This is a genomic window from Streptomyces plumbidurans (assembly GCF_019857225.1).
GTDB classification, from domain to species: domain Bacteria; phylum Actinomycetota; class Actinomycetes; order Streptomycetales; family Streptomycetaceae; genus Streptomyces; species Streptomyces plumbidurans.
On the sequence record NZ_JAFJSY010000081.1, the window covers coordinates 1 to 23,346 of the forward strand.

22 protein-coding genes are annotated in these 23,346 nt (G+C 70.5%); 12 read left to right on the forward strand and 10 right to left on the reverse strand.

Annotated elements, in window-relative coordinates:
• The first annotated feature begins 442 nt into the window (after positions 1 to 442).
• The 5 genes from rpsB (at position 443) to JYK17_RS33665 (ending at position 5,183) form a co-directional block, all read left to right on the forward strand.
• The gene (gene rpsB / locus JYK17_RS33645) at positions 443 to 1,384 is read left to right on the forward strand and encodes a 30S ribosomal protein S2 (RefSeq protein WP_222811860.1); all 942 of its coding nucleotides are present in this window, start codon (positions 443 to 445) and stop codon (positions 1,382 to 1,384) included.
• A 180-nt stretch (positions 1,385 to 1,564) separates the two neighbouring features.
• On the forward strand, positions 1,565 to 2,401 hold the full coding sequence (tsf, locus tag JYK17_RS33650; protein WP_108015387.1) for a translation elongation factor Ts: 837 nt from the start codon (positions 1,565 to 1,567) through the stop codon (positions 2,399 to 2,401).
• 187 nt (positions 2,402 to 2,588) lie between these two features.
• Positions 2,589 to 3,347 (forward strand): UMP kinase, encoded by a 759-nt coding sequence (gene pyrH, locus JYK17_RS33655; protein WP_222811861.1) that lies wholly within the window; start codon positions 2,589 to 2,591, stop codon positions 3,345 to 3,347.
• A gap of 142 nt (positions 3,348 to 3,489) precedes the next feature.
• Positions 3,490 to 4,047: a ribosome recycling factor gene (frr, locus tag JYK17_RS33660; protein ID WP_037781101.1), complete on the forward strand. Its 558-nt coding sequence runs from the start codon at positions 3,490 to 3,492 to the stop codon at positions 4,045 to 4,047.
• Complete coding sequence (locus JYK17_RS33665; RefSeq protein WP_128801820.1) at positions 4,047 to 5,183, forward strand: phosphatidate cytidylyltransferase; 1,137 nt, start codon at positions 4,047 to 4,049, stop codon at positions 5,181 to 5,183. The genes frr and JYK17_RS33665 overlap by 1 nt, the downstream gene beginning before the upstream one ends.
• Before the next feature lie 79 nt (positions 5,184 to 5,262).
• Here JYK17_RS33665 and JYK17_RS33670 read toward each other — a convergent pair whose 3' ends face one another.
• The gene (locus JYK17_RS33670) at positions 5,263 to 5,991 is read right to left on the reverse strand and encodes a DUF4352 domain-containing protein (RefSeq protein WP_234548501.1); all 729 of its coding nucleotides are present in this window, start codon (positions 5,989 to 5,991) and stop codon (positions 5,263 to 5,265) included.
• Positions 5,883 to 6,731: an alpha/beta fold hydrolase gene (locus tag JYK17_RS33675; RefSeq protein WP_222811862.1), complete on the reverse strand. Its 849-nt coding sequence runs from the start codon at positions 6,729 to 6,731 to the stop codon at positions 5,883 to 5,885. Before JYK17_RS33675 ends, JYK17_RS33670 begins: the two co-directional genes overlap by 109 nt.
• Positions 6,732 to 7,158: 427 nt before the next feature.
• Here JYK17_RS33675 and rlmN point away from each other — a divergent pair, with 427 nt between their 5' ends.
• From rlmN to JYK17_RS33695, 4 genes are all read left to right on the forward strand, one after another.
• A complete protein-coding gene (gene rlmN, locus JYK17_RS33680) occupies positions 7,159 to 8,265 on the forward strand; it encodes a dual-specificity RNA methyltransferase RlmN (protein ID WP_222811863.1) in 1,107 nt (368 codons plus the stop codon).
• A 255-nt stretch (positions 8,266 to 8,520) separates the two neighbouring features.
• Positions 8,521 to 9,594, forward strand: a complete 1,074-nt coding sequence (locus tag JYK17_RS33685) for a thiamine ABC transporter substrate-binding protein (protein ID WP_108015406.1) — start codon at positions 8,521 to 8,523, stop codon at positions 9,592 to 9,594.
• 59 nt (positions 9,595 to 9,653) lie between these two features.
• The gene (locus tag JYK17_RS33690) at positions 9,654 to 11,255 is read left to right on the forward strand and encodes an ABC transporter permease (protein WP_222811870.1); all 1,602 of its coding nucleotides are present in this window, start codon (positions 9,654 to 9,656) and stop codon (positions 11,253 to 11,255) included.
• Positions 11,256 to 12,275, forward strand: a complete 1,020-nt coding sequence (locus JYK17_RS33695) for an ABC transporter ATP-binding protein (RefSeq protein ID WP_222811864.1) — start codon at positions 11,256 to 11,258, stop codon at positions 12,273 to 12,275.
• 80 nt (positions 12,276 to 12,355) lie between these two features.
• Here the strand turns inward: JYK17_RS33695 and JYK17_RS33700 are convergent, their stop codons facing one another.
• The 7 genes from JYK17_RS33700 to JYK17_RS33730 all read right to left on the reverse strand — a co-directional run bounded on the left by JYK17_RS33700 (position 12,356) and on the right by JYK17_RS33730 (position 18,978).
• The gene (locus JYK17_RS33700; RefSeq protein WP_372465355.1) at positions 12,356 to 13,009 is read right to left on the reverse strand and encodes an LAETG motif-containing sortase-dependent surface protein; all 654 of its coding nucleotides are present in this window, start codon (positions 13,007 to 13,009) and stop codon (positions 12,356 to 12,358) included.
• A gap of 188 nt (positions 13,010 to 13,197) precedes the next feature.
• Positions 13,198 to 14,322 (reverse strand): LOG family protein, encoded by a 1,125-nt coding sequence (locus JYK17_RS33705; RefSeq protein WP_108015410.1) that lies wholly within the window; start codon positions 14,320 to 14,322, stop codon positions 13,198 to 13,200.
• Positions 14,323 to 14,348: 26 nt separating this feature from the next.
• A complete protein-coding gene (locus JYK17_RS33710; RefSeq protein WP_108015411.1) occupies positions 14,349 to 14,756 on the reverse strand; it encodes a VOC family protein in 408 nt (135 codons plus the stop codon).
• Positions 14,757 to 14,817: 61 nt separating this feature from the next.
• A complete protein-coding gene (locus JYK17_RS33715) occupies positions 14,818 to 16,182 on the reverse strand; it encodes a hypothetical protein (protein WP_108015412.1) in 1,365 nt (454 codons plus the stop codon).
• On the reverse strand, positions 16,164 to 16,904 hold the full coding sequence (locus JYK17_RS33720; protein ID WP_108015413.1) for an ABC transporter ATP-binding protein: 741 nt from the start codon (positions 16,902 to 16,904) through the stop codon (positions 16,164 to 16,166). The genes JYK17_RS33715 and JYK17_RS33720 overlap by 19 nt, the downstream gene beginning before the upstream one ends.
• Positions 16,905 to 17,092: 188 nt before the next feature.
• Positions 17,093 to 18,475 (reverse strand): aspartate aminotransferase family protein, encoded by a 1,383-nt coding sequence (locus tag JYK17_RS33725; RefSeq protein ID WP_128801798.1) that lies wholly within the window; start codon positions 18,473 to 18,475, stop codon positions 17,093 to 17,095.
• Positions 18,460 to 18,978, reverse strand: coding sequence for an Lrp/AsnC family transcriptional regulator (locus tag JYK17_RS33730; protein ID WP_108015415.1), 519 nt, complete (start codon positions 18,976 to 18,978; stop codon positions 18,460 to 18,462). The genes JYK17_RS33725 and JYK17_RS33730 overlap by 16 nt, the downstream gene beginning before the upstream one ends.
• Before the next feature lie 180 nt (positions 18,979 to 19,158).
• Between JYK17_RS33730 and JYK17_RS33735 the strand changes: the two genes are divergently transcribed.
• Positions 19,159 to 20,607: a gamma-aminobutyraldehyde dehydrogenase gene (locus JYK17_RS33735; protein ID WP_128801797.1), complete on the forward strand. Its 1,449-nt coding sequence runs from the start codon at positions 19,159 to 19,161 to the stop codon at positions 20,605 to 20,607.
• A gap of 94 nt (positions 20,608 to 20,701) precedes the next feature.
• On the opposite strand, the gene JYK17_RS33740 is transcribed toward JYK17_RS33735, so the two are convergent.
• Positions 20,702 to 21,334 (reverse strand): hypothetical protein, encoded by a 633-nt coding sequence (locus JYK17_RS33740; protein WP_222811865.1) that lies wholly within the window; start codon positions 21,332 to 21,334, stop codon positions 20,702 to 20,704.
• 119 nt (positions 21,335 to 21,453) lie between these two features.
• On the opposite strand from JYK17_RS33740, the gene JYK17_RS33745 reads away from it, so the two are divergent.
• Positions 21,454 to 22,110, forward strand: a complete 657-nt coding sequence (locus JYK17_RS33745) for a response regulator transcription factor (RefSeq protein WP_222811866.1) — start codon at positions 21,454 to 21,456, stop codon at positions 22,108 to 22,110.
• A complete protein-coding gene (locus JYK17_RS33750) occupies positions 22,107 to 23,303 on the forward strand; it encodes a sensor histidine kinase (protein WP_128801796.1) in 1,197 nt (398 codons plus the stop codon). The genes JYK17_RS33745 and JYK17_RS33750 overlap by 4 nt, the downstream gene beginning before the upstream one ends.
• Positions 23,304 to 23,346: the final 43 nt, after the last annotated feature.

Here is a 23,346-nt window from a genome sequence, read left to right on the forward strand (position 1 = left end):
GAGCCCGGCCCCGGCGGCGCGGGCGCGGGCGAGGGCGCGGGCGGTGCCGGGGGTGGGGGCTCCGCCCAGGCCCAGGGCACGAAGGCCGCCGACATCAGCATCAGCATCAGCAGCCCCAGCAACCCGGGCAGCACCGCCCGGGACATCCGCACGCATCGGTTGGTTCGCATGCCGCAACCGTCCCGCACCAGCCGTGATCATGGCCGGGATCTGTGGACCACTGCCCGGTTGTGGACAGCGGCGTCACCCGCTGCCTCGTGGGTCCCGTACACTTCCTTTGGCGATCCGGGTCACCGGGTCGACTTCGCACGCCCCGACACCACACCTCGTGAGAGGTCGGTGTCAGCGCCCCTCGGTCCTTCGTGGCACGGCGCATGCGGGCGTCAGGCGCGAGTGCTGATCCGGCACCCGCGGCACAACCGAGAAACCAAGGAGAACGGCCATGGCCGTCGTCACGATGCGGGAGCTGCTGGAGAGCGGCGTCCACTTCGGTCACCAGACCCGTCGCTGGAACCCGAAGATGAAGCGCTTCATCTTCACCGAGCGCAACGGCATCTACATCATCGACCTGCTCCAGTCGCTGTCGTACATCGACCGCGCCTACGAGTTCGTCAAGGAGACCGTCGCCCACGGCGGCACGGTCATGTTCGTCGGCACGAAGAAGCAGGCGCAGGAGGCCATCGCCGAGCAGGCCACCCGCGTCGGCATGCCCTACGTCAACCAGCGCTGGCTGGGCGGCATGCTCACCAACTTCTCGACCGTCTACAAGCGTCTGCAGCGCCTCAAGGAGCTCGAGCAGATCGACTTCGAGGACGTCGCCGCGTCCGGTCTGACCAAGAAGGAGCTTCTCGTGCTCTCGCGCGAGAAGGCCAAGCTGGAGAAGACCCTCGGCGGTATCCGCGAGATGTCCAAGGTTCCCAGCGCCGTCTGGGTCGTGGACACCAAGAAGGAGCACATCGCAGTCGGTGAGGCCCGGAAGCTCAACATCCCGGTCGTCGCGATCCTCGACACCAACTGCGACCCCGACGAGGTCGACTACAAGATCCCGGGCAACGACGACGCGATCCGCTCCGTCACCCTGCTCACCCGTGTGATCGCCGACGCGGTCGCCGAGGGGCTCATCGCCCGCTCCGGTGTCGCCACCGAGGGCAAGGGCGAGAAGGCCGCGGGCGAGCCGCTCGCCGAGTGGGAGCGCGACCTGCTCGAGGGCGAGAAGAAGGCGGACTCCGACCAGGCCGCCGAGAAGCCCGCCGAGGCCGCCGCCGAGAAGCCGGCCGAGACCCCCGAGGCCGAGGCCCCGGCCACCGAGGCTCCGGCCACCGAGGCTCCGGCTGCGGAGGCCCCCGCGGCCGAGGCTCCGGCCGCGGACGCCGAGCAGGCCTGACCCGTCAGCGTCCTGAAGTGACGGCGGGAGCGGTACCGCAGCCATGCGCCCTTCGGCGCGGTGAAGTCCGCTCCCGCCGTTCACCCGTAGGTCGGCGGAGCGTCAGCGGCCTCGACCACATGGGGCCGCAGACCCCGTAGATCTTCGATCTTCCAGACTTCGAGAAAGACTCAAAGACTCATGGCGAACTACACCGCCGCCGACGTCAAGAAGCTTCGTGAGCTCACCGGCGCCGGCATGATGGACTGCAAGAAGGCGCTGGACGAGGCCGACGGCAACGTCGAGAAGGCCGTCGAGGCGCTGCGTATCAAGGGCCAGAAGGGCGTCGCCAAGCGCGAGGGCCGCTCCGCCGAGAACGGCGCCGTGGTCTCGATCATCGCCGACGACAACTCCTCCGGCGTCCTCGTCGAGCTGAAGTGCGAGACGGACTTCGTCGCCAAGGGCGACAAGTTCCAGGCCGTCGCCACCGCGATCGCCGAGCACGTCGCCAAGACGGCCCCGGCCGACCTCGAGGCGCTGCTCGCCTCCGAGATCGAGGCCGGCAAGACCGTCCAGGCGTTCGTGGACGAGGCCAACGCCAACCTCGGCGAGAAGATCGTCCTGGACCGCTTCGCGCAGTACGGCGACGGTTTCGTGACCGCGTACATGCACCGCACGATGCCCGACCTGCCCCCGCAGATCGGTGTGCTCGTCGAGTTCGACAAGCCCAACGCCGAGGTCGCCAAGGGCGTCGCCCAGCACATCGCCGCCTTCGCGCCGAAGTACCTCTCCAAGGAGGACGTGCCGGCCGAGGTCGTCGAGTCCGAGCGCCGCGTCGCCGAGGAGACCACCCGCGCCGAGGGCAAGCCCGAGGCCGCCCTGCCGAAGATCGTCGAGGGTCGCCTCAACGGCTTCTTCAAGGACGCCACGCTGCTCGGCCAGCCGTACGCGCTCGACAACAAGAAGTCGGTCCAGAAGGTTCTGGACGAGGCCGGTGTCACCCTGAAGCGCTTCACGCGTATCAAGGTCGGCATCTGAGTCCGTGCCGCGAGCGGCGCGTCGGCCCGATAGGGTCGGCAGCAGTCGTCCGGTACGCCGTCACGCGCGCGCGTGACGGGCGACAGCAGATCTGACGAGGAGGCCATTGCCGAGCAAGGGTTGCGACCACACCCCACCGGCAGTGGCCTTCTTCGTATGTGCACCACATGAAAGAGGCGGGAACTCGATGACCACGAAGGCCCAGAAGAGCGACGACGGCAAAGTGTCCGGTCGGTTTCTGCTGAAGCTGTCCGGTGAGGCCTTCTCCGGCGGCGGGGGCCTGGGTGTGGACCCCGATGTGGTGCACAAGATCGCCCACGAGATCGCGGCGGTCGTGCGCGACGGGGCGCAGATCGCGGTCGTCATCGGCGGCGGCAACTTCTTCCGCGGCGCGGAGCTGCAGCAGCGCGGCATGGACCGGGCCCGCTCGGACTACATGGGCATGCTCGGCACCGTGATGAACTGCCTCGCCCTCCAGGACTTCCTGGAGAAGGAGGGCATCCAGTCCCGGGTGCAGACCGCCATCACCATGGGCCAGGTCGCCGAGCCCTACATCCCGCTGCGCGCCGTGCGTCACCTGGAGAAGGGCCGCGTGGTCATCTTCGGCGCGGGCATGGGCATGCCGTACTTCTCCACCGACACCACCGCCGCGCAGCGCGCCCTGGAGATCGACGCCGAGGCGCTGCTGATGGGCAAGAACGGCGTGGACGGGGTCTACGACGCCGACCCCAAGCGCAACCCGGACGCGGTCAAGTTCGACGCCCTCGGCTACGGCGAGGTCATCACCCGCGACCTCAAGGTCGCCGACGCCACCGCCGTCACGCTGTGCCGCGACAACAAGCTCCCCATCCTCGTCTTCGAGCTTCTGACGGAGGGCAATATCGCCCGTGCCGTCAATGGTGAGAAGATCGGCACGCTTGTGGGTGAGCAGGGCAGCCGGGACTGACAGGCAACACCGACGGACCCTGACCGGGGGATGGACAATGTCCCGCAGGTCGGGAACCGTGCAGGAAGAAGACGCGACGCAGCCGGCCGCCGCCCCCACAGGAACCGCAGCCGGGCCTACTCAAGACACGCAGGAGCAAGTGGTGATCGAAGAGACCCTCCTCGAGGCCGAGGAGAAGATGGAGAAGGCCGTCGTGGTCGCCAAGGAGGACTTCGCCGCGATCCGTACCGGTCGTGCGCACCCGGCGATGTTCAACAAGATCGTGGCCGACTACTACGGTGCGCCGACGCCGATCAACCAGCTGGCTTCGTTCTCCGTGCCGGAGCCGCGCATGGCGGTCGTGACCCCGTTCGACAAGAGCGCGCTGCGCAACATCGAGCAGGCGATCCGCGACTCCGACCTGGGCGTCAACCCGAGCAACGACGGCAACATCATCCGAGTGGTGTTCCCGGAGCTCACCGAGGAGCGCCGCCGCGACTACATCAAGGTCGCCAAGGGCAAGGCCGAGGACGCGCGCGTGTCCATCCGCTCCGTGCGCCGCAAGGCCAAGGACGCGATCGACAAGCTCATCAAGGACGGCGAGACGGGCGAGGACGAGGGCCGCCGTGCCGAGAAGGAACTCGACGACACCACGCACAAGTACGTTGCCCAGGTGGACGAGCTCCTGAAGCACAAGGAAGCGGAGCTGCTCGAGGTCTGATGAACGAATCTTCCTGGGGAGCGCCGCCGCACACCGGACCGCAGGCCGGGTACTGGGGACCGTCGGACCAGGGACCTGTCCAGGGGGCTGCCCCGGCGGGTCCCGCGTACGATGCGCCCAAGGCGCAGCAGACTCGCCCCATGCCCATCGTGCCCGAGGGACCCGCGTACGGCGGTGACCAGGATGACGACCGGGGGGCTGCTCGACTGAGCGGTCCCTTGTTCCGCGACGAGACGCCGCAGACGCCGCCCTTCGGGGCGGTGCAGCAGAATTCGGAGCCCATGTCCGACGCCCCGCAGCCGGCGCCCCCGCCGCAGAAGAAGAGCGCGGGGCGCGACCTGGGTGCGGCCATAGGAGTCGGCGTAGGACTCGGCGTGGTGATCATCGCGTCCCTGTTCGTCGTCAAGGCCGTCTTCGTCGGCGTGGTCGCCGTCGCCGTGGTCGTCGGCCTGTGGGAGCTGACCAGCCGGCTCCAGGAGCGCAAGGGCATCAAGGCACCGCTGGTCCCACTGGCGCTCGGTGGCGCCGCGATGGTGGTCGCGGGCTACGTCCGGGGCGCCGAGGGCGCCTGGGTCGCCATGGCGCTCACCGCGCTGGCCGTACTCGTCTGGCGCATGACGGAGCCGCCGGAGGGCTACCTCAAGGACGTGACGGCGGGCGTCTTCGCGGCGTTCTACGTCCCCTTCCTGGCCACGTTCGTGACGATGATGCTGGCGGCCGAGGACGGCCCCTGGCGGGTGCTGACCTTCCTGCTCCTGACGGTGGTCAGCGACACGGGCGCGTACGCCGTCGGCTGGCGCTTCGGCAAGCACAAGCTGGCGCCGCGCATCAGCCCCGGAAAGACCCGGGAGGGCCTGGTCGGAGCGGTCACGTTCGCGATGGCGGCGGGCGCGCTGTGCATGCAGTTCCTGATCGACGACGGTGTCTGGTGGCAGGGTCTGGTCCTCGGCCTCGCGGTCGCGGGCAGCGCCACGCTGGGCGATCTCGGCGAGTCGATGATCAAGCGGGACCTGGGCATCAAGGACATGGGCACGCTGCTGCCCGGGCACGGCGGCATCATGGACCGACTGGACTCACTGCTGCCGACGGCGCCGGTGGTGTGGCTGCTGCTGGTGCTGTTCGTGGGGTCCGGCTGACGACGCCAGAGGCCATACATCGCCGGACATGACGAAGGCCCGCGCAATGGCGGGCCTTCGTGGTTTCACCGACCGGGCGTCACTTCACGTCGGCGCGCAGTGAGTCGCCGAGCAGGCCGTCCGAGTAGGTCACGTACTTGGGGGTGAAGGTGCCCTTGCCCGTGACGGTGCCGGTGATGATCTCACCGGGTGCCAGGTCCACCGTGTCGATCTGCTCCTCATCGACGCCGAGTTCGGCGGTGTGCTTGGTGCCGTCGGTGTCGGTGACGGTGAAGTACAGGGGATTCACGTCGACCTTGTCGTCGCCGTTGTTCGTGACGGTGACCAGGACGCTGGTGTAGTCCCGGTCCTGGGCCAGGATGCTCTTCGAGAAGCCGGTCCTCTTCGCCGTGACCTTGACCGGAGCCGGGGCGGGCTTCGGGTCTTCCTTCTTCTTCTCGTCGTCGGCGGCGGCCGGCTTGTCGTTCTTCGGCGCGGCCGCGGGCTTGTCGCTGGAGCTGCTCGAAGCGGAGTCGCTGTCTCCGCCTCCGGCGACGGCGGCGATGATGCCGATCAGGACGAACAGGGCGACGATGCCGAGGCACCCGAGACCGACGATCTTCCCGGTGCTGCGCTTCTTCGGCGGCTGGGGCTGCGGGAAGGGGGGCTGGCCGTAGGACTGCTGGCCGTAGGAGATCGCCGGGTCCGGCAGCCGGTTCGTCAGGTGGCTGAGTGGTGGTTCATGAGCCAGTCCAGTGCGGCGGCGCCGCCGTTGAGGACGGAGATGTGCCCGGCGCCCGGATCGAACCGCAGCTCCGCGGTGGGGCAGTGACGCGCGAGCCACTGGCCGTGGGAGCCGGGCACGACGCGGTCCATGCCGCCGTGGAGCAGGAGCAGGGGGACCGCGATCCGTGCGGGGTCGAAGCCCCACGGTGAGACGTAGGCCAGATCGTCGTCGATCAGCCCGCCGGGGCCCGCCTCCAGAGCCGGTCCGACGACGTCGCCGAACCAGGACCAGTCACCGGAGAGGGCGGCATGATCCTCGGCGGTGAACATTTCCGGGTCGTACTCGGCGGACGCCTCGTACGCCTCCTTCGCCGCACGCCCCCGCAGCGCGGCACGCAGGGACGCGGCGCCGGAGTCCGACATCCCCGCGAACCAGTCGAGCCCCTCGGCCCCGAACGGCGCCATACCCGACACGCTCACCACGGCCGACACGCGATCGCCCAGCAGAGCCGCGCAGGCCAGGGCGTGCGGGCCGCCGCCGGAGTGGCCCATGACCGTGAACCGCCGGATGCCCAAGGAGTCAACGACAGCCGCCACATCACCCGCCGCCGACGCGATGTCCCGCCCCGGACGGAACGTGGACCCGCCGTACCCCGGCCTGTCGTACGACACCCACCGCACCCCGAGCCGCTCGCCGGCCGCGAACAGCGGCTCCGGGGGAGCCCCGATGTTCGGCGTCCCGTGATGCCAGAACACCACGGGACGCCCGTCGCCGCCTTCCTCCCCGGTGTCGTAGACGTGCAGCCTCCGCCCGTCCCCCAACTCCAGCTCGGTCTCCTTCATCTGGCCTCCCGGTGACGTGGACTGGCAACCGACTCTTCTGCGGCGGCAGGTCTCAGTTCCACAGCAGGTCGACCACGGTACGGAGCCTGCCGCGCCGGGCAACTGTCCGAACATCAGGTCCCTGAACCGCGCGCGGCCACAACCAGGCATGCCGGCGGCTTCTTCCTGCGATGCCGCCACTGCACACAGCCGCTACCGCGCCGACCACCGGCACACACAGGATCATCGCCAGCACCGGCAGAATGCCGCCCTCCACGCCCACGTCGCGTCGCACCCTACGTCCGCGGGCGCGAGCCTTCGTAGTGGTGAAGCCCAGCCCCCTCCAAGCGGCCCCCCGCCGCCCGGCGACGCATGACCACCGCCCACCACACGTGCCCCAGCTCACAGTCCCAGCCCACCCCACTCGATCTGCGACACTGGTACAGCCATGCCAAAGCCCGGAGAACTCACTTTCGTCGCCCCCCGCGGAGCCAAGAAGCCGCCGCGGCATCTTGCCGATCTCACTCCTGCCGAGCGCAAGGAGGCTGTGGTCGAGGTCGGGGAGAAGCCGTTTCGTGCCAAGCAGCTGTCGCAGCACTACTTCGCGCGGTATGCGCACGACCCGGCGGAGTGGACCGACATTCCGGCCGGATCGCGCGGCAGGCTGCGGGAGGCGTTGCTGCCGGAGCTGATGACGGTCGTGCGGCATCTGTCGACCGACCAGGGGACCACCCGCAAGACGCTGTGGCGGCTGTTCGACGGGACGCTCGTCGAGTCGGTGCTGATGCGGTATCCGGACCGGGTCACCATGTGCATCAGCTCGCAGGCCGGGTGCGGGATGAACTGTCCCTTCTGTGCCACCGGGCAGGCCGGCCTCGACCGGAATCTGTCCGCCGCCGAGATCGTGCACCAGATCGTGGACGGGATGCGTGCCCTGCGGGACGGGGAGGTGCCGGGCGGGCCCGCGCGGCTCTCCAACATCGTCTTCATGGGGATGGGCGAGCCGCTCGCCAACTACAAGCGGGTCATCACGGCCATCCGCGCGCTCACCGATCCGGCCCCTGACGGGCTCGGGCTCTCGCAGCGCGGCATCACCGTCTCCACCGTAGGGCTCGTGCCGGCCATCCACCGGTTCGCCGACGAGGGCCTGAAGTGCCGGCTCGCGATCTCGCTGCACGCCCCCGACGACGAGCTGCGCGACACCCTGGTCCCCGTGAACACCCGGTGGAAGGTGCGCGAGGTGCTCGACGCCGGGTTCGAGTACGTCGAGAGGAGCGGGCGCCGGCTCAGCATCGAGTACGCGCTCATTCGCGACATCAACGACCAGGCCTGGCGAGGGGACCGGCTCGGGCGGCTGCTGCGGGGCAAGCCCGTGCACGTCAATCTGATTCCGCTCAATCCGACGCCCGGGTCGAAGTGGACCGCCTCGCGGCCCGAGGACGAGAAGGCCTTCGTCGAGGCCATCGCCGCGCACGGTGTACCGGTGACTGTCCGGGACACCCGTGGGCAGGAGATCGACGGGGCCTGCGGTCAGCTCGCGGCCACCGAGCGGTAGCCTGAGCCGGTACGAAGACCCGTGGATACGCGCCCGTATCCACACCCGTTCACACATCTGCATATTCCGACAGGGGAGCGCCACAGCGCTGAGAGTGCGGCAACCGGGCCGCAGACCCTCTGAACCTTGCCCAGGTCATTCTGGGTAGGAAGTTCGGTGATCACTCAAGCTGTTGCGCCCTGCCCGGGAGCCGGTGGGATGTTCCGCCGTCCCGGGCAGGGCCGCGTCTCTTCCTGGTCAGCCAGGAGGAAGTCAGTGCACAACAAGGCATTCATGGCCGCCGCGGTCGGCCTCGGTCTGATCACGCTGGCCGCGTGCGGTTCGTCCCACGACGAGGGCTCGGGGGACTCCAAGACCGTCACCCTCGTCAGCCACGACTCGTGGGCCGTCTCCAAGAGCGTCCTCGCGGACTTCGAGAAGAGCTCCGGCTACAAGGTCCATGTCCTGAAGGACGGCGACGCGGGCCAGGCCGTCAACAAGGCGATCCTGACCAAGGACAACCCGCAGGGCGACGTCTTCTTCGGCGTCGACAACACCCTGCTCTCCCGGGCCCTCGACAACGGTCTCTTCCAGTCGTACGAGGCCAAGGGACTTGACCAGGTCCGCTCCGAGTACCAGGTCGACCAGGACAAGCACCGGGTCACGCCCATCGACTCCGGCGACATCTGCGTCAACTACGACAAGGCGTACTTCAGCAAGCACAAGCTGGCCCCGCCGCAGTCGTTCGACGACCTGGTCAAGCCCCAGTACAAGAACCTCCTGGTCACCGAGAACGCCGCCACCTCCTCGCCCGGCCTCGGTTTCCTGCTCGGCTCGGCCGCCAAGTACGGCGACGCCGGCTGGCAGGGCTACTGGAAGAAGCTCAAGGCGAACGGCGTGAAGGTCGTCGACGGCTGGGAGCAGGCCTACAACGAGGAGTTCTCCGGATCCGCCGGGGGCAAGAAGGCCAAGGGCGACCGGCCGCTCGTCGTCTCCTACGCCTCCTCGCCGCCCGCCGAGGTCATCTACGCGAACCCGAAGCCGAAGACGGCGCCGACCGGGACGTCGTACGGCACCTGCTTCCGGCAGATCGAGTACGCCGGACTGCTCAGCAACGCGGGGAACACCAAGGGCGGCAAGGCGCTCATCGACTTCCTGGTGACCAAGGAGTTCCAGCAGGACATGCCGCTGAACATGTTCGTCTACCCGGTGGTGAAGGGCGCCACGACCCCGGCCGAGTTCGAGAAGTTCGGGCAGCCCGCCAAGGATCCGGAGCAGATGACGCCGGACAGGATCGCCGACCACCGTGACCAGTGGGTCAAGTCGTGGACGTCACTCGTACTGAAGTAGCGCCGTCCGGGGCGGCCCCGCGCGGGTCCCGGCGGGTGAGCGCGGCGCGGCTCGGCCTGATGGCCGTGCCCGTCGCGTTCTTCGCGCTGTTCTTCGCCTGGCCCGTGGCCGCGATCGTGGCGCGTGGGCTCAAGGTCGACGGGGCGTGGCAGTTCGGCCGGATCGCGGACGTCGTCACACAGCCCGACATCCGGCACGTGCTGTGGTTCACCACCTGGCAGGCGCTCGCCTCGACCGCGCTCACGCTGCTGATCGCGCTCCCCGGCGCCTACGTCTTCGCGCGCTTCGACTTCTCCGGCAAGCAGGTGCTGCGGGCCGTCGTCACGGTCCCCTTCGTGCTGCCGACGGTGGTCGTCGGCACGGCGTTCCTCGCGCTCGTCGGGCGCGGGGGACTGCTCGACGAGCTGTGGGGCGTACGGCTGGACACCACCGTGTGGGCCATCCTGCTCGCCCATGTCTTCTTCAACTACGCCGTCGTCGTACGGACCGTGGGCGGCCTGTGGGCACAGCTCGACCCGCGGCAGGAGGAGGCCGCGCGGATGCTGGGCGCGTCGCCGCTGCGGGCCTGGCGGAAGGTGACGCTGCCCGCGCTCGCGCCCGCCGTGGCCGCCGCCGCACTCATGGTCTTCCTGTTCACCTTCACCTCCTTCGGCGTGGTGCAGATCCTCGGCGGACCGACCTTCTCCACCCTCGAAGTGGAGATCTATCGGCAGACGTCCGAGATCTTCGACCTGTCCACGGCCGCGGTGCTCACCATCGTCCAGTTCGTGGCGGTGGGCGCGATCCTCGCCGTGCACGCCTGGACCGTACGGCGGCGGGAGACCGCCCTGCGCCTCGTCGACGCCTCCGTGACCGCGCGACGGCCGCGCGGGGCGCGCGAGTGGGGGCTGCTCGCCGGTGTCCTCGCCACCGTCGCCGTGCTGCTCGTGCTGCCGCTCGCCGTACTGGTGCAACGGTCCCTGGGCACAGCCGACTTCGGCTACTACCGGGCGCTGACCCACGAGGACGGCGGCACCTTCCTGGTTCCGCCGATCGAGGCGATCGGCAACTCGCTGCAGTACGCCGTCGCCGCCACCGCGATCGCCGTGGTGATCGGCGGACTCGCCGCCGCGGCCCTCGCCCGGCGGGACGCGGGCCGCCTGGTGCGCGGCTTCGACGCGCTGCTGATGCTGCCGCTGGGCGTCTCGGCGGTGACGGTCGGCTTCGGGTTCCTGATCGCGCTGGACGAGCCGCCGCTGGACCTCAGGTCCTCCTGGATCCTGGTGCCGCTCGCACAGGCGCTGGTGGGCGCCCCCTTCGTCGTACGGACCATGCTGCCGGTGCTGCGGGCCGTGGACGCGCGGCTGCGGGAGGCGGCGGCCGTGCTCGGGGCGTCGCCCTGGCGGGTGTGGCGCGAGGTCGATCTGCCCCTGGTGCGGCGGGCGTTGCTGGTCGCGGCCGGGTTCGCCTTCGCGGTGTCGCTCGGGGAGTTCGGGGCGACCGTGTTCATCGCGCGGGCCGACCGCCCGACGCTGCCGGTCGCGGTGGCGCGTCTGCTCGGCCGCCCGGGGGAGCTCAACTACGGCCAGGCGATGGCCCTTTCCACGATTCTGATGGTGGTGTGCGCGGTGGCGCTGCTGGTGCTGGAGCGGCTGCGCACCGACCGGACAGGGGAGTTCTAGATGCTGCTGAGCCTTCAGGACGCCACGGTCCGCTTCGGCGGGCGGCCCGTGCTCGACGCCGTCGGCCTCGATGTCGCCGAGCACGAGATCGTGTGCGTGCTCGGGCCCAGCGGCAGCGGGAAGTCGACGCTGCTACGGGTGGTGGCCGGGCTGCAGCCCCTGGACGGCGGGCTGGTGTCGCTGGACGGGCGGGACCAGTCCGGCGTGCCCGCGCACAAGCGGGGCGTCGGCCTGATGTTCCAGGACCACCAGCTTTTCCCGCAGCGGGACGTGGGCGGCAACGTCGCCTTCGGGCTGCGGATGCATGGGACGTCGCGCCCGCAACAGCAGGAGCGCGTACGGGAGTTGCTGGACCTCGTCGGCCTCCCGGGCGCCGCCCGCCGGGCCGTCGCCTCGCTCTCCGGCGGTGAGCAGCAGCGGGTGGCGCTGGCCCGCGCGCTCGCCCCCCGCCCCCGGCTGCTGATGCTGGACGAGCCGCTGGGCCAGCTCGACCGTTCGCTGCGCGAGCGCCTCGTCGTCGAACTGAGGGAGCTTTTCGGCCGATTGGGCACAACGGTGCTCGCCGTGACGCACGACCAGGGCGAGGCCTTCGCGCTCGCCGACCGGGTCGTGGTGATGCGGGACGGACGGATCGCCCAGTCCGGTACGCCGCTTGAGGTGTGGCAGCGCCCTGCGGACGCGTTCGTGGCCCGGTTCCTCGGCTTCGACAACGTCGTGGAGGGCACGGTGGCCGGCCAGGCCGCCGACACACCCTGGGGCAAGCTGCCGGTGCCCGAGAACGCCGCCCAGGGCGCCCGCACGCTCCTCGTGCGCCCCGCGGGCGTACGTCTCGTGGAAGCGGGCGAGGGCCTGCCCTGCACGGTGGCCGCACGCACCTTCAGAGGCACCCACGTGGCCGTACGGCTCCAGCCCGAGGACGCTCCCCGGCTGGAGGCCGCGTGCGCGCTGCAGGACGCGCCGGAGGCGGGCGAGCGGGTCGGTGTCGAGTTCGACGCGGCCGAAGTCGTCGTCCTGGACTGAGAACTGAATGAGAACTGACGACGGTGGCCCGTCCCCCGGGGATACGGGGACGGGCCACGGACGTACTGCGAGGTGCGGTGTCAGCTCTTGCCGGCGGCACCACGACGGCGCATGCCGAAGAAGACGGCGCCGCCGCCGACCACGACCAGGGCGCCCGCGATACCGGCGATCATGCCGGTGTTGGAGTTCGCACCGGTCTCGGCGAGGTTCGAGTCACCGGCCGCCGGGGACGGGGCGTTGCTCGCGGTGCCGGCCGGAGCGGAGCTGCTCTCCGAGGCCGACGGAGTCGGGGACTCCTTGACCGGCGGCTTGGACTCCGACGGCGACGGGGTCGCCGGCGGGGTCGTCTCGTCCTTGGAGCAACCCTCGGAGGGGGTGGTCAGGGGCGAGCCCTTGATGTCGTCGTCGATGTGGATGCGACCACTGTCGACCTTGACGTGCACGCGGTACTGAGCGTTCGGCTTCCAGTCCTCGGCGAAGGTGATGGTGTTGCCTTCGCGGGAGCCCTGGACCTCCTGCTCACCGACCTTCTTGACGTCCGCGCCGTTGTTCTCGAGGAACACGGAGACGGTCGCCTTGGTGCCGGAGGAGTCGACGTCGGTGACGTTGATGACGCCCTGGCTGCCGTTGCACTTGGCTTCGGCAGAGAACTCACTGATGTTGCAGGCGAGCGCGCTGCCCGCGGCACTCAGTGCGAGTGCGGAGGAAGCGGCGGCGACGCCAAGGATCTGCACGGAACGACGTGCATTGCGGCGGGATATGGACACGTTTGCCCTTCACGGGGTGCGCAACTGCGGGGGGTTGACGAAGGTGAAGCACCTGTGGAGGCGAAGCCTCACTCTCCCCAGGAGACTCACAGGTCTATAAGCGTTCCATAAGAGTGTCAATGCGTAGGCGGGGTCTGCCCGTTGGCTTTACGTTCTTATTGCATGCCGAGACGTTTCAACGCGTCGGGAGCCTCCTCGATACGGTCAACGAGGGCGATACGGGACTCCATCGATCGTTCCCGGGCGAGCGCACGCAAGAGGGGCCACGTAGGGAGCCGCTCGGTCCAGTGCTCCCGGTCGACCAGCACCATGGGGGTCGGTTCGCCGCGCGACTCGTAGTAGTTGGGCGTCGCGTTGTCGAAGATCTCCTGTACGGTCCCGGCGGCGCCGGGCAGGAAGACCACCCCCGCGTTGGAGCGGGCCAGCAGGCCGTCCTCGCGGGTGGCGTTGGCGAAGTACTTGGCGATGTGCGAGGCGAAGGCGTTGGGCGGCTCATGGCCGTAGAACCAGGTGGGGATCCCCACGGAGTGGTTGCCTTTCGGCCAGCGGGTGCGCACGTCGAAGGCGGCCTGGGCCCACTCTGTGATCGAAGGGGTGAAGGAGGGCGACTTGGCGAGCAGCAGACAGGCCTCCTCCAGCACCTCGTCGTCGTACGGCGCCGTGTACGCGCCCAGGTTGGCCGCCTCCATGGCGCCCGGACCGCCGCCGGTCGCCACGGTCAGCCCGGCGCGGCTCAGCTCCCGCCCGAGGCGCGCGGCACCCGCGTACGCCTGCGTGCCGCGCTTCATCGCGTGGCCGCCCATGACGCCCACCACCCGTGCCCCGCGCAGCAGTTCGTCGAGGGCGTCGGAGATGGAGTCGTCGTGGACGGCCCGCAGCATCGAGGCGTATATGTCGCCGTCGGCCTTGGTGCTCTGGAACCACTCGTAGGCGAGCGCGTCCGGCGTGCGCTCATAGCCCTGGTCGAGCGAGGCGAACAGCTCGTCGGGCGTGTAGAGACGGCCGCGGTAGGGGTCGAAGGGCAGGTGCGGGACGGGCGGGAAGACCAGGGCGCCGTCGGCGCGGACCTTGGCCGCCGCGTCCTCGCGCATCGGGCAGCCGAGGAACACGGCCCGCGCGGTGTCGGTGGTGAGCAACTCGCGCGTACGGTCCGTCAGATCGACGCCTTGTACGCGGTGTCCGGCGAGAGTGCCGCGGGCCGAGACGGTCGCGTCGAAGTCCTCGAGCGTCTCGATCTCGCGGTCGTCGTGAGGGGCCGCATGGGCCGGGCTGGTGTGCACGGCCCCATGCTAGGCACCGGTGTCGCTCAGGCCTGGACGGCCGCCGGGTCCATCCACATGACCTCCCAGGAGTGGCCGTCGAGGTCGTCGAAGGAGCGGCCGTACATGAAGCCGTGGTCCTGGGCGTCCTCGTTGGCGGTGCCGCCGGCCTCGACCGCCTTGTTCACCAGCTCGTCGACCTTCTCGCGGCTCTCCGCGCTCAGGCAGATCAGCACCTCGCTGGTTTTGGTGGAGTCGGCGATCTCCTTCTTGGTGAAGTCGGCGTAGCGCTGCTTGCTCAGCAGCATCGCGACGATCGTGTCGCTGATCACGACACAGGCGCAGTCCTCGGTGCTGAACTGCGGATTGATCGCGTAGCCGAGGTGGGTGAAGAACTTTCTGGACGCCTCGACGTCCTCGGTGGCCAGGTTCATGAAGATCATCTGCTGGTACATGTGCGTCTCTCCCGTCGGGCAGGTGCCTTTCGCAGGGGTAGACCGGTGGCCCGCACCGAACTCATCGGCGGGCGAGCGGAAGTGCCGCCAGCTCGGCCACGACCAGGGTGAGCGGGGCGAACGCGGCGAGCAGCGCCCCGGCGCGCAGGGCGGCGGCACTGCGCAGCATCGTGACGGGCGCGCCGAGCCGCATCAGCGCGGCCGTGGTGCCCGCCCGCTCGTGCTTGGCCTCCACGGCGGCGGTGAGCAGCGTGGCGACGGTGCAGCCGGCCACGAGCAGCGTGCCGAGGGTGCTGAGAGGGCCGAAGCCGGGCTGGTCCGTGCCGAGCAGCGCCGTCACGGCGAAGACGCCGGAGGCGACCGCGCAGACGACTCCGAGCGGACGCCCGATCCGGGTGGCCTCCTCCATCAGGACCCGCCCGGCGAGCAGCCGCAGGGCGCCCGGACGGGCCGACTGCAGCAGACGGCCGCACAGATGGGTCAGGCCAGGTCCCGCCAGCGCCAGCCCGAGCGCGGTGAGCGCCCAGCCGGCCAGGACCCCCGGGGTGCCCGCGGCGAGGCCGCCGGGCAGGGCGAGGCGGGAGCCGTCGGTCGTGCGGTCGGCGTAGGCCTCCACGGCGAGCCCCGCGGCCAGGACGGCGATGCCCCAGGGCAGGCCGACGGGTGCGGTGCGCGGGCTCGGGGGCCGGGTGGGATCGGGGTCGGGCGTGGCCGCCGCCTGCTCGGCCGGGCCGGAGCCGTTGGCCGACGGAGCCGCGGCCTCGGTGGCTCCGTCGGTCCCGGCGGGCCGGCTCGCGGTGGTGCGCCCATGCGCGCCGAAGCGGCCGTACGCCCCGAAGGTCTCGCGCGCCACCGACCTGCCGTACGCGCCGAAGCGGCCGTACCCCCGCATCGGGCGTCCCGTGGCCGGTCGCGCGTCGCGTGGGCGCAGGAGCAGCGCGACGGTCGCCGACGAGATCGCCGGGACCAGCGCCAGCAGGGTCAGGGCCGCCGGGAAGGGCAACGGCTGGTCCGCGGCCAGGAACTGAGCCGCAGTTCCTGCCGGCGGCCCGCCCGCGAGGTCGCCGCGCAGCTGGAGGAAGACCACGAGGGCCAGCAGGGAGCCCAGCGTGCAGGACAGGGCCGTGGTGGTGGCCGAGATCGTCATCAGACGGCCGGGGCCGAGCCCGATGGCGGACAGGCCGGGGCGGGGCCGGGTCGCCGGGTCGGTACGGGCGACCGCCGCCGCGAGATGGACGGTGGCGGCCAGCGGGGTCAGGCACCAGGCGAGCCGCAGCAGCGCGGAGGTGGCGTGGTCCGCATGGCTCATGGCGTAGCCGAGGGAGCACAGCAGGAGGAAGCCCGTGCCCGCCGACGCCAGCGCCACCAGGGCACGGCGCAGTTGTACGGCCGGGTGGGCGCCGCGGGTCAGACGGAGAGCGAGCACGCGGCCCGGCCTTCCGTCTCGGCGACGGGGGGCAGGTGGACCGTGTTCACCCGGCGGCCGTCGAGCAGTGACACGGTGCGGTCGGCGAGGGCCGCGGTCTCCGCGTCGTGCGTGGCCAGCAGGACGGTGATGCCGTGCGAGCGGGCCGCCGTGGTGAGGGTGCGCAGCACATGGGCGCGGTCGGCGCGGTGCAGGGGGGCCGTCGGTTCGTCGGCGAACAGGACCGTGGGGGCGGTGGCCAGGGCCCGGGCGATCGCGACGCGCTGGCGCTCGGACTGCGTCAGCTCGTGCGGGCGTCTGCGGGACCTGTCGCCGATGTCGAGGCGCTCGAGCCACTCCAGGGCGGCCGTCTTCGCCCGCGCGCGGCCGACCCCGCGCAGCAGCAGCGGGAGGGCGGCGTTCTCCCAGGCGTTGAGTTCCGGTACGAGCACCGGGGCCGGATCGATCCAGCCGAAGCGGTCGCGGCGCAGCCGTTCCCGGTTCATCGGCCCCATGGTGTGCACCGGCACGCTGTTGAACCAGACCTCGCCGCGCCGGACCGGCACCAGCCCGGACAGGCAGTGCAGCAGCGTCGTCTTGCCGCTGCCCCGGGGGCCGCTGACGGCGAGGATCTCGCCCTCCCGGACGCCGAGCGAGACACCGCTGAGCCCGGGCGAGCCGTCGCTGTGCTGGAAGTGCAGGGCTCGTGCCCAGAGCACGTCGTTGTCCGGCGGTGCCTCCATGGGCGTACACCTCGTTCAGATCCGTAGTTCCCGTGCCTTCCCCCAGGCGGGGGAACGAAGGCTGGGCCGATCGGTTACCAGGCACGCTAGGGAGCGGAGGCCGCCGCGCCGGACAGCACGCGGCCCGGGGGCACCCTTCTCACTCGTACGGGTGCACCCCGGGCCGTATGACCGGAAAGCGCCGGAGGCTAGAGCTTGGTCCACGCCTCCGTCAGCGTCGCGCGGAGGATCTGCTCGATCTCGTCGAAGGTCGACTGGTCGGAGATCAGCGGCGGGGCGAGCTGCACGACCGGGTCGCCGCGGTCGTCGGCGCGGCAGTACAGGCCGTTGTCGTAGAGCGCCTTGGACAGGAAGCCGTACAGGACGCGCTCGGTCTCCTCGTCGTTGAAGGACTCCTTGGTGTTCTTGTCCTTGACCAGCTCGATGCCGTAGAAGAAGCCGTTGCCGCGGACGTCGCCGACGATCGGCAGGTCGTGCAGCTTCTGCAGGGTCTGCAGGAAGGCGCCCTCGTTGTCGAGCACGTGCTGGGTGAGGTTCTCGCGCTCGAACAGGTCGAGGTTGGCGAGGCCGACGGCCGCGGAGACCGGGTGGCCGCCGAAGGTGTAGCCGTGCAGGAAGGTGTTGTCGCCCTTGTAGAACGGCTCGGCCAGGCGGTCGGAGATGATGCAGGCGCCGATCGGGGAGTAGCCCGAGGTCATGCCCTTGGCGCAGGTGATCATGTCCGGCACGTAGTCGAACTTGTCGCAGGCGAACATCGTGCCGAGGCGGCCGAAGGCGCAGATGACCTCGTCCGAGACGAGCAGCACGTCGTACTGGTCGCAGATCTCGCGCACGCGCTGGAAGTAGCCGGGCGGGGGCGGGAAGCAGCCGCCGGCGTTCTGCACGGGCTCCAGGAAGACCGCGGCGACCGTGTCCGGGCCCTCGAAGAGGATCTGCTGCTCGATCTGGTCGGCGGCCCAGCGGCCGAAGGCCTCCGGGTCGTCGCCGAAGAGCGGGGCACGGTAGATGTTGGTGTTCGGGACCTTGTGCGCGCCGGGGACCAGCGGCTCGAAGGGGGCCTTCAGGGCGGGCAGGCCGGTGATGGACAGGGCGCCCTGCGGGGTGCCGTGGTAGGCGACCGCGCGCGAGATGACCTTGTACTTGGTGGGCTTGCCCGTCAGCTTGAAGTACTGCTTGGCGAGCTTCCAGGCCGTCTCGACCGCCTCGCCGCCGCCGGTGGTGAAGAAGACCTTGTTCAGGTCGCCCGGCGCGTAGTCGGCCAGCCGCTCGGCCAGTTCGACGGCCTTGGGGTGGGCGTAGGACCAGACCGGGAAGAAGGCCAGTTCCTGCGCCTGCTTGAAGGCGGTCTCGGCGAGCTCCGTACGGCCGTGTCCGGCCTGGACCACGAACAGGCCCGCAAGACCGTCGAGGTAGCGCTTGCCCTTGTCGTCGTAGATGTAGGTGCCCTCGCCGCGGACGATCGTCGGGACGGGGGAGTTCTCGTACGAGGACATGCGGGTGAAGTGCATCCACAGGTGGTCGTACGCGGTCTTGCTGAGGTCCTTGGGACTCACGGTTATCGGGTTCCCCACATGTAGGTCTGCTTCTTCAGCTTCAGGTAGACGAAGCTCTCGGTGGAGCGCACTCCGGGCAGCTTCCGGATGCGTTTGTTGATGACGTCCAGCAGGTGGTCGTCGTCCTCGCAGACGATCTCCGCGAGGATGTCGAACGAGCCCGCGGTCATCACCACGTACTCGACTTCCGCCATCTCGGTCAGCGCCTCGGCTATCGACTCGACGTCGCCCTCGACGTTGACGCCGACCATCGCCTGGCGCCGGAAGCCCACGGTGAGCGGGTCCGTGACGGCGACGATCTGCATCACGCCCTGGTCGAGCAGCTTCTGGACGCGCTGGCGCACCGCCGCCTCGGACAGGCCCACGGCCTTGCCGATGGCCGCGTACGGCCGGCGGCCGTCCTCCTGGAGCTGTTCGATGATGGCGAGGGAGACGGCATCCAGGTTCGGGCTGCTGCCGTTCCTGGACTCGCGGGAGTCCCTGTGCTCTGCGCTTCGACTGGCCACGGCTTCACTGTGCACGACGTCTCGACAGTTCCGCAAGGGAGGACCGATGAAATTCGTTGTTTGCGTGACGGAGACCTGCGGATTTCGCAGGAATGCGCCGAGTGGGGGTGTTGAAAACGTCGGGTCGCCGATTAGGGTGGGTGTCTCAGTGAATGGACAGCCAGAACCAGTGATGACCCTGACAGGAGGCCGGCAGTGAGCACCGAGCCGCGTGGGCTGCGCACACTACGGAATTACGTCGCCGGTGAGTTCCGGGACGCCGCCGACGGACGGACCACCGAGGTGGTCAACCCCGCGACGGGTGAGGCGTACGCGACCGCGCCGCTCTCCGGGCAGGCTGACGTCGACGCGGCGATGGCGGCCGCCGCCGCGGCCTTCCCGGCCTGGCGCGACACCACCCCCGCCGAGCGGCAGAAGGCCCTGCTGAAGGTCGCGGACGCGTTCGAGGAGCGGGCCGAGGAGCTCATCGCCGCCGAGGTGGAGAACACGGGCAAACCGATCGGGCTCACGCGGTCCGAGGAGATCCCGCCCATGGTCGACCAGATCCGCTTCTTCGCGGGCGCGGCCCGGATGCTGGAGGGGCGCTCGGCCGGCGAGTACATGGAGGGCCTGACCTCCATCGTCCGCCGCGAGCCGATCGGCGTCTGCGCGCAGGTCGCGCCGTGGAACTACCCGATGATGATGGCCGTGTGGAAGTTCGCCCCGGCCCTCGCGGCGGGCAACACCGTCGTCCTCAAGCCGTCGGACACCACCCCGGCGTCCACCGTCCTGATCGCCGAGATCATCGGCTCGATCGTGCCCAAGGGCGTCTTCAACGTCGTCTGCGGCGACCGTGACACCGGCCGGCTGATGGTCGAGCACCCGACCCCGGCGATGGCCTCCATCACCGGCTCCGTGCGGGCCGGCATGTCGGTCGCCGAGTCGGCCTCCAAGGACCTCAAGCGCGTCCACCTGGAGCTCGGCGGCAAGGCGCCGGTCGTCGTCTTCGAGGACACCGACATCGCCAAGGCCGTCGAGGACATCTCCGTGGCGGGCTTCTTCAACGCCGGCCAGGACTGTACGGCCGCCACCCGCGTCCTGGTCCAGGAGGGCATCCACGACGAGTTCGTCGCGGCGCTCGCGAAGGCCGCCGCCGAGACGAAGACCGGTCAGCCGGACGACGAGGACGTGCTGTACGGGCCGCTCAACAACCCCAACCAGCTCAAGCAGGTCTCCGGCTTCATCGAGCGCCTGCCCGCCCACGCCAAGGTCGAGGCCGGCGGCCACCGGGTCGGCGACAAGGGCTACTTCTACGCGCCCACCGTGGTCTCGGGTCTCAAGCAGGACGACGAGATCATCCAGAAGGAGGTCTTCGGCCCGGTCATCACCGTGCAGTCCTTCACGGACGAGGACCAGGCGGTCGAGTGGGCCAACGGCGTCGAGTACGCCCTCGCCTCCTCGGTGTGGACCAAGAACCACGGCCGGGCGATGCGCATGTCGAAGAAGCTCGACTTCGGCTGCGTCTGGATCAACACCCACATCCCGCTGGTCGCCGAGATGCCGCACGGCGGCTTCAAGAAGTCCGGCTACGGCAAGGACCTGTCGGCGTACGGCTTCGACGACTACACGCGGATCAAGCACGTGATGACGTCGCTGGACGCGTAGGTCCTACGGCCGGTTCCTGCGGCTGCTTCCTACGGCGTGAGGCGCGGCCCCGGGCGGAACTTCCGTCCGGGGCCGCGCCGTTCCCTCTCCGCGGTCAGGCGCTCAGCGCGCTGGTCGTCAGTCCGGGCCCGTCGTCCGCAGCGCCCTTCTCGGTGTGCAGGGACGGCCCCTCCTTGCCGGGCTCACCGGGCTTCCCGGGCTTCCCGGGCTTCCCGGGTTTTCCCGGCAGCGGCAGGGCGGGGCCCGCAGGGAAGGTGACGCCGGCCCTGTTCATGATCGGGCCGCACGCCTTCATGGCCTTCTTGTAGCTCTTGGACGTCGGGTCGAAGTCGCCGCCGCGGACCCGCACCTGGAATCGGATGTGCCCGGCGTCGTCCTTCGTGGCGTGGAAGTGCGGGAAGACCGACTGGCCCTGCTCGCGCATGCACGCGGCGAAGTCGCGGTCGGCGGAGTTGACGTCGCCCGGGGCGTTCGCGGTGGGGCGGTAGGCCACCGCGAACGCGGGCCGCGCGGCGCGGGACTTTCCGGTTCCGACGGCGTGGGTCTGTCCGCTCATGACGGCGTGGGTCTGTTCGGTCCCGACGGCGCGGGTCTGTCCGGCTCCGACGGTGGCGGTCGACGTGCCGGTGGCCTGGGCGGCCGACGCGCTGACCGTGCCGAGTGCGGCGGCCGTCAGGACGGCGATGCCGAGGGCGAGCCGCCCCGGCCGGGTCGCCAGAGCATGCATGGGTTCCTCCAGTGGTGAGGCGCTGTTGCCGACGTCCTCCAGGCAACCCGCCGCGCGGTTACAGCAGCGGAACGGCCGGACTTATCCGGGTGTAACCGCCCGCTCGCCACACTGGGGCCATGCGTGTGCTGGTGGTCGAGGACCACGAAGAGCTCGCCGAGACGGTGGCGGGCGGGCTGCGTCGGGAGGGCATGGCGGTCGACCTCGCCCTCGACGGCCCGACCGCCTTGGAGCGCGCCGAGATCAACGGCTACGACGTCGTCGTACTCGACCGCGACCTGCCCGGGATCCACGGCGACCAGGTGTGCCGGCGGCTGGCGGGCGGCGGCAGCCGGGCCCGGGTGCTGATGCTCACCGCGTCGGGCGCGGTGGCCGACCGGGTCGCCGGCCTCGGGCTGGGCGCCGACGACTACCTCCCGAAGCCGTTCGCGTTCGCCGAACTCGTCGCGCGCATACGGGCCCTGGCGCGCCGTGCGCAACCCGCGCTGCCGCCCGTCCTGGTCCGCGGCGAGCTGCGCCTCGACCCCGCGCGCCGGGAGGCGAGCCGGGCCGGGGGCCGACTGCCGCTCAGCCCGAAGGAGTTCGCGGTGCTGGAGCTGCTGCTCGGGGCGCAGGGCGCGGTGGTGTCCACCGAGGAACTGCTGGAGCGGGCATGGGACGAGGCGGCGGACCCCTTCAGCCAGACCGTGAAGGTCACCGTCAGCAGGCTGCGCCGCAAGCTCGGGGAGCCGCCGCTGATCGAGACGGTGGACCGGGCCGGGTACCGCATCCGATGAGCGGGCTTTCGCGGTTGTTCCCGCGCAGCATCCGATGGCGGCTGACCCTGCTCTACAGCGCCCTGTTCGTGGTGGCGGGCGCCCTGCTGCTCGGCTTCGTCTACGTCCTCGCCGCGCACTCGGCGACCGGCAGCAGGACGATCACCTCGGTCGGGGGGCCCGGACTGCCGGGGACCGGGGCCGCGCCCGCCGCGCCCGCGACCGTCAGCGCCGTGGCGGAGATCCTGCGCAGGGACCAGCTGCACGATCTGCTCGTCCAGGCCGCCGTGGCACTCGCCGTGATGGCGCTGGCATCGCTGGCCCTGGGTTGGCTGATGGCCGGCCGGGTGCTGTCGCCGCTGCGCGCGATGACCGCCACCGCCCGCCGTATCTCCGCCGACAACCTGCACGAACGGCTCGCGGTGCCCGGTCCCGAGGACGAGCTGAAGGCGGTGGCGGACACCTTCGACGCCGTACTGGCCCGGCTGGAGGGCGCGTTCGAGGCGCAGAAGCAGTTCGTCGCCAACGCCTCGCACGAGCTGCGCACCCCCCTCACGCTCCAGCAGACCGTCGTCGACGTGACCCTCGCCGACCCGGACGCCTCCGCGCAGACCCTGCGGGCCGCCCTGCGGCGGGTACGCGCGGCCGGGCAGGAGCAGGAACGGCTGATCGAGGCCCTGCTCACCCTGGCACGCAGCCAACAGGGCCTGGAGCGACGGGAGTCGGTCGACCTCACGGCGATCGTGCGGGAACGGCTGCCCGGTTCGGGGTGCCAGGTCCTGGCGCGGCTGGAGCCGGCGCCCGTGCTCGGCGATCCGCAGCTGATCGAGCGGCTGGTCGTCAACCTCACCGAGAACGCCGTGCGCCACAACCTCCCGGCGAGCGAGGAGGGTTGGGTGAGCGTGTGGACGGGACTGGACGCGACCGGCCGGCCCGGGCTGCGGATCGAGAACAGCGGACCGGTGATCCCGCCGGGCCAGGCGGCCGGGCTCTTCCAGCCGTTCCGGCGCCTGGGCCCCGACCGGGTCGCGGGGCGGCACGGACTCGGCCTCGGCATGTCCATCGTCGCCGCGGTCGTCGCCGCGCACGGCGGGCGCGTACGGGCCCGGACCCGTCCGGCCGGTGGGCTGATCGTGGAGGTCGCCCTGCCGCCCGCGGGGTCGCCGGGTCACTCCGTCCCTCCCCGGTCACCGGCGCCGGTGGCGGCGAAGTGATCGACAGGGTGTCCGGCCTGCGCGGGCGCACTCGACGCAGCGT

Bases quoted from the DNA above. Each gene is read 5' to 3' on its own strand.
- JYK17_RS33720 (WP_108015413.1), bottom strand. From the start codon at position 16,904: ATGGAGGCACCGCCGGACAACGACGTGCTCTGGGCACGAGCCCTGCAC.
- tsf (WP_108015387.1), top strand. From the start codon at position 1,565: ATGGCGAACTACACCGCCGCCGACGTCAAGAAGCTTCGTGAGCTCACC.
- JYK17_RS33710 (WP_108015411.1), bottom strand. From the start codon at position 14,756: ATGTACCAGCAGATGATCTTCATGAACCTGGCCACCGAGGACGTCGAG.
- rlmN (WP_222811863.1), top strand. From the start codon at position 7,159: ATGCCAAAGCCCGGAGAACTCACTTTCGTCGCCCCCCGCGGAGCCAAG.
- rpsB (WP_222811860.1), top strand. From the start codon at position 443: ATGGCCGTCGTCACGATGCGGGAGCTGCTGGAGAGCGGCGTCCACTTC.
- JYK17_RS33740 (WP_222811865.1), bottom strand. From the start codon at position 21,334: ATGCATGCTCTGGCGACCCGGCCGGGGCGGCTCGCCCTCGGCATCGCC.
- JYK17_RS33745 (WP_222811866.1), top strand. From the start codon at position 21,454: ATGCGTGTGCTGGTGGTCGAGGACCACGAAGAGCTCGCCGAGACGGTG.
- pyrH (WP_222811861.1), top strand. From the start codon at position 2,589: ATGACCACGAAGGCCCAGAAGAGCGACGACGGCAAAGTGTCCGGTCGG.
- JYK17_RS33690 (WP_222811870.1), top strand. From the start codon at position 9,654: ATGGCCGTGCCCGTCGCGTTCTTCGCGCTGTTCTTCGCCTGGCCCGTG.
- JYK17_RS33695 (WP_222811864.1), top strand. From the start codon at position 11,256: ATGCTGCTGAGCCTTCAGGACGCCACGGTCCGCTTCGGCGGGCGGCCC.
- JYK17_RS33665 (WP_128801820.1), top strand. From the start codon at position 4,047: ATGAACGAATCTTCCTGGGGAGCGCCGCCGCACACCGGACCGCAGGCC.
- JYK17_RS33750 (WP_128801796.1), top strand. From the start codon at position 22,107: ATGAGCGGGCTTTCGCGGTTGTTCCCGCGCAGCATCCGATGGCGGCTG.
- JYK17_RS33675 (WP_222811862.1), bottom strand. From the start codon at position 6,731: ATGAAGGAGACCGAGCTGGAGTTGGGGGACGGGCGGAGGCTGCACGTC.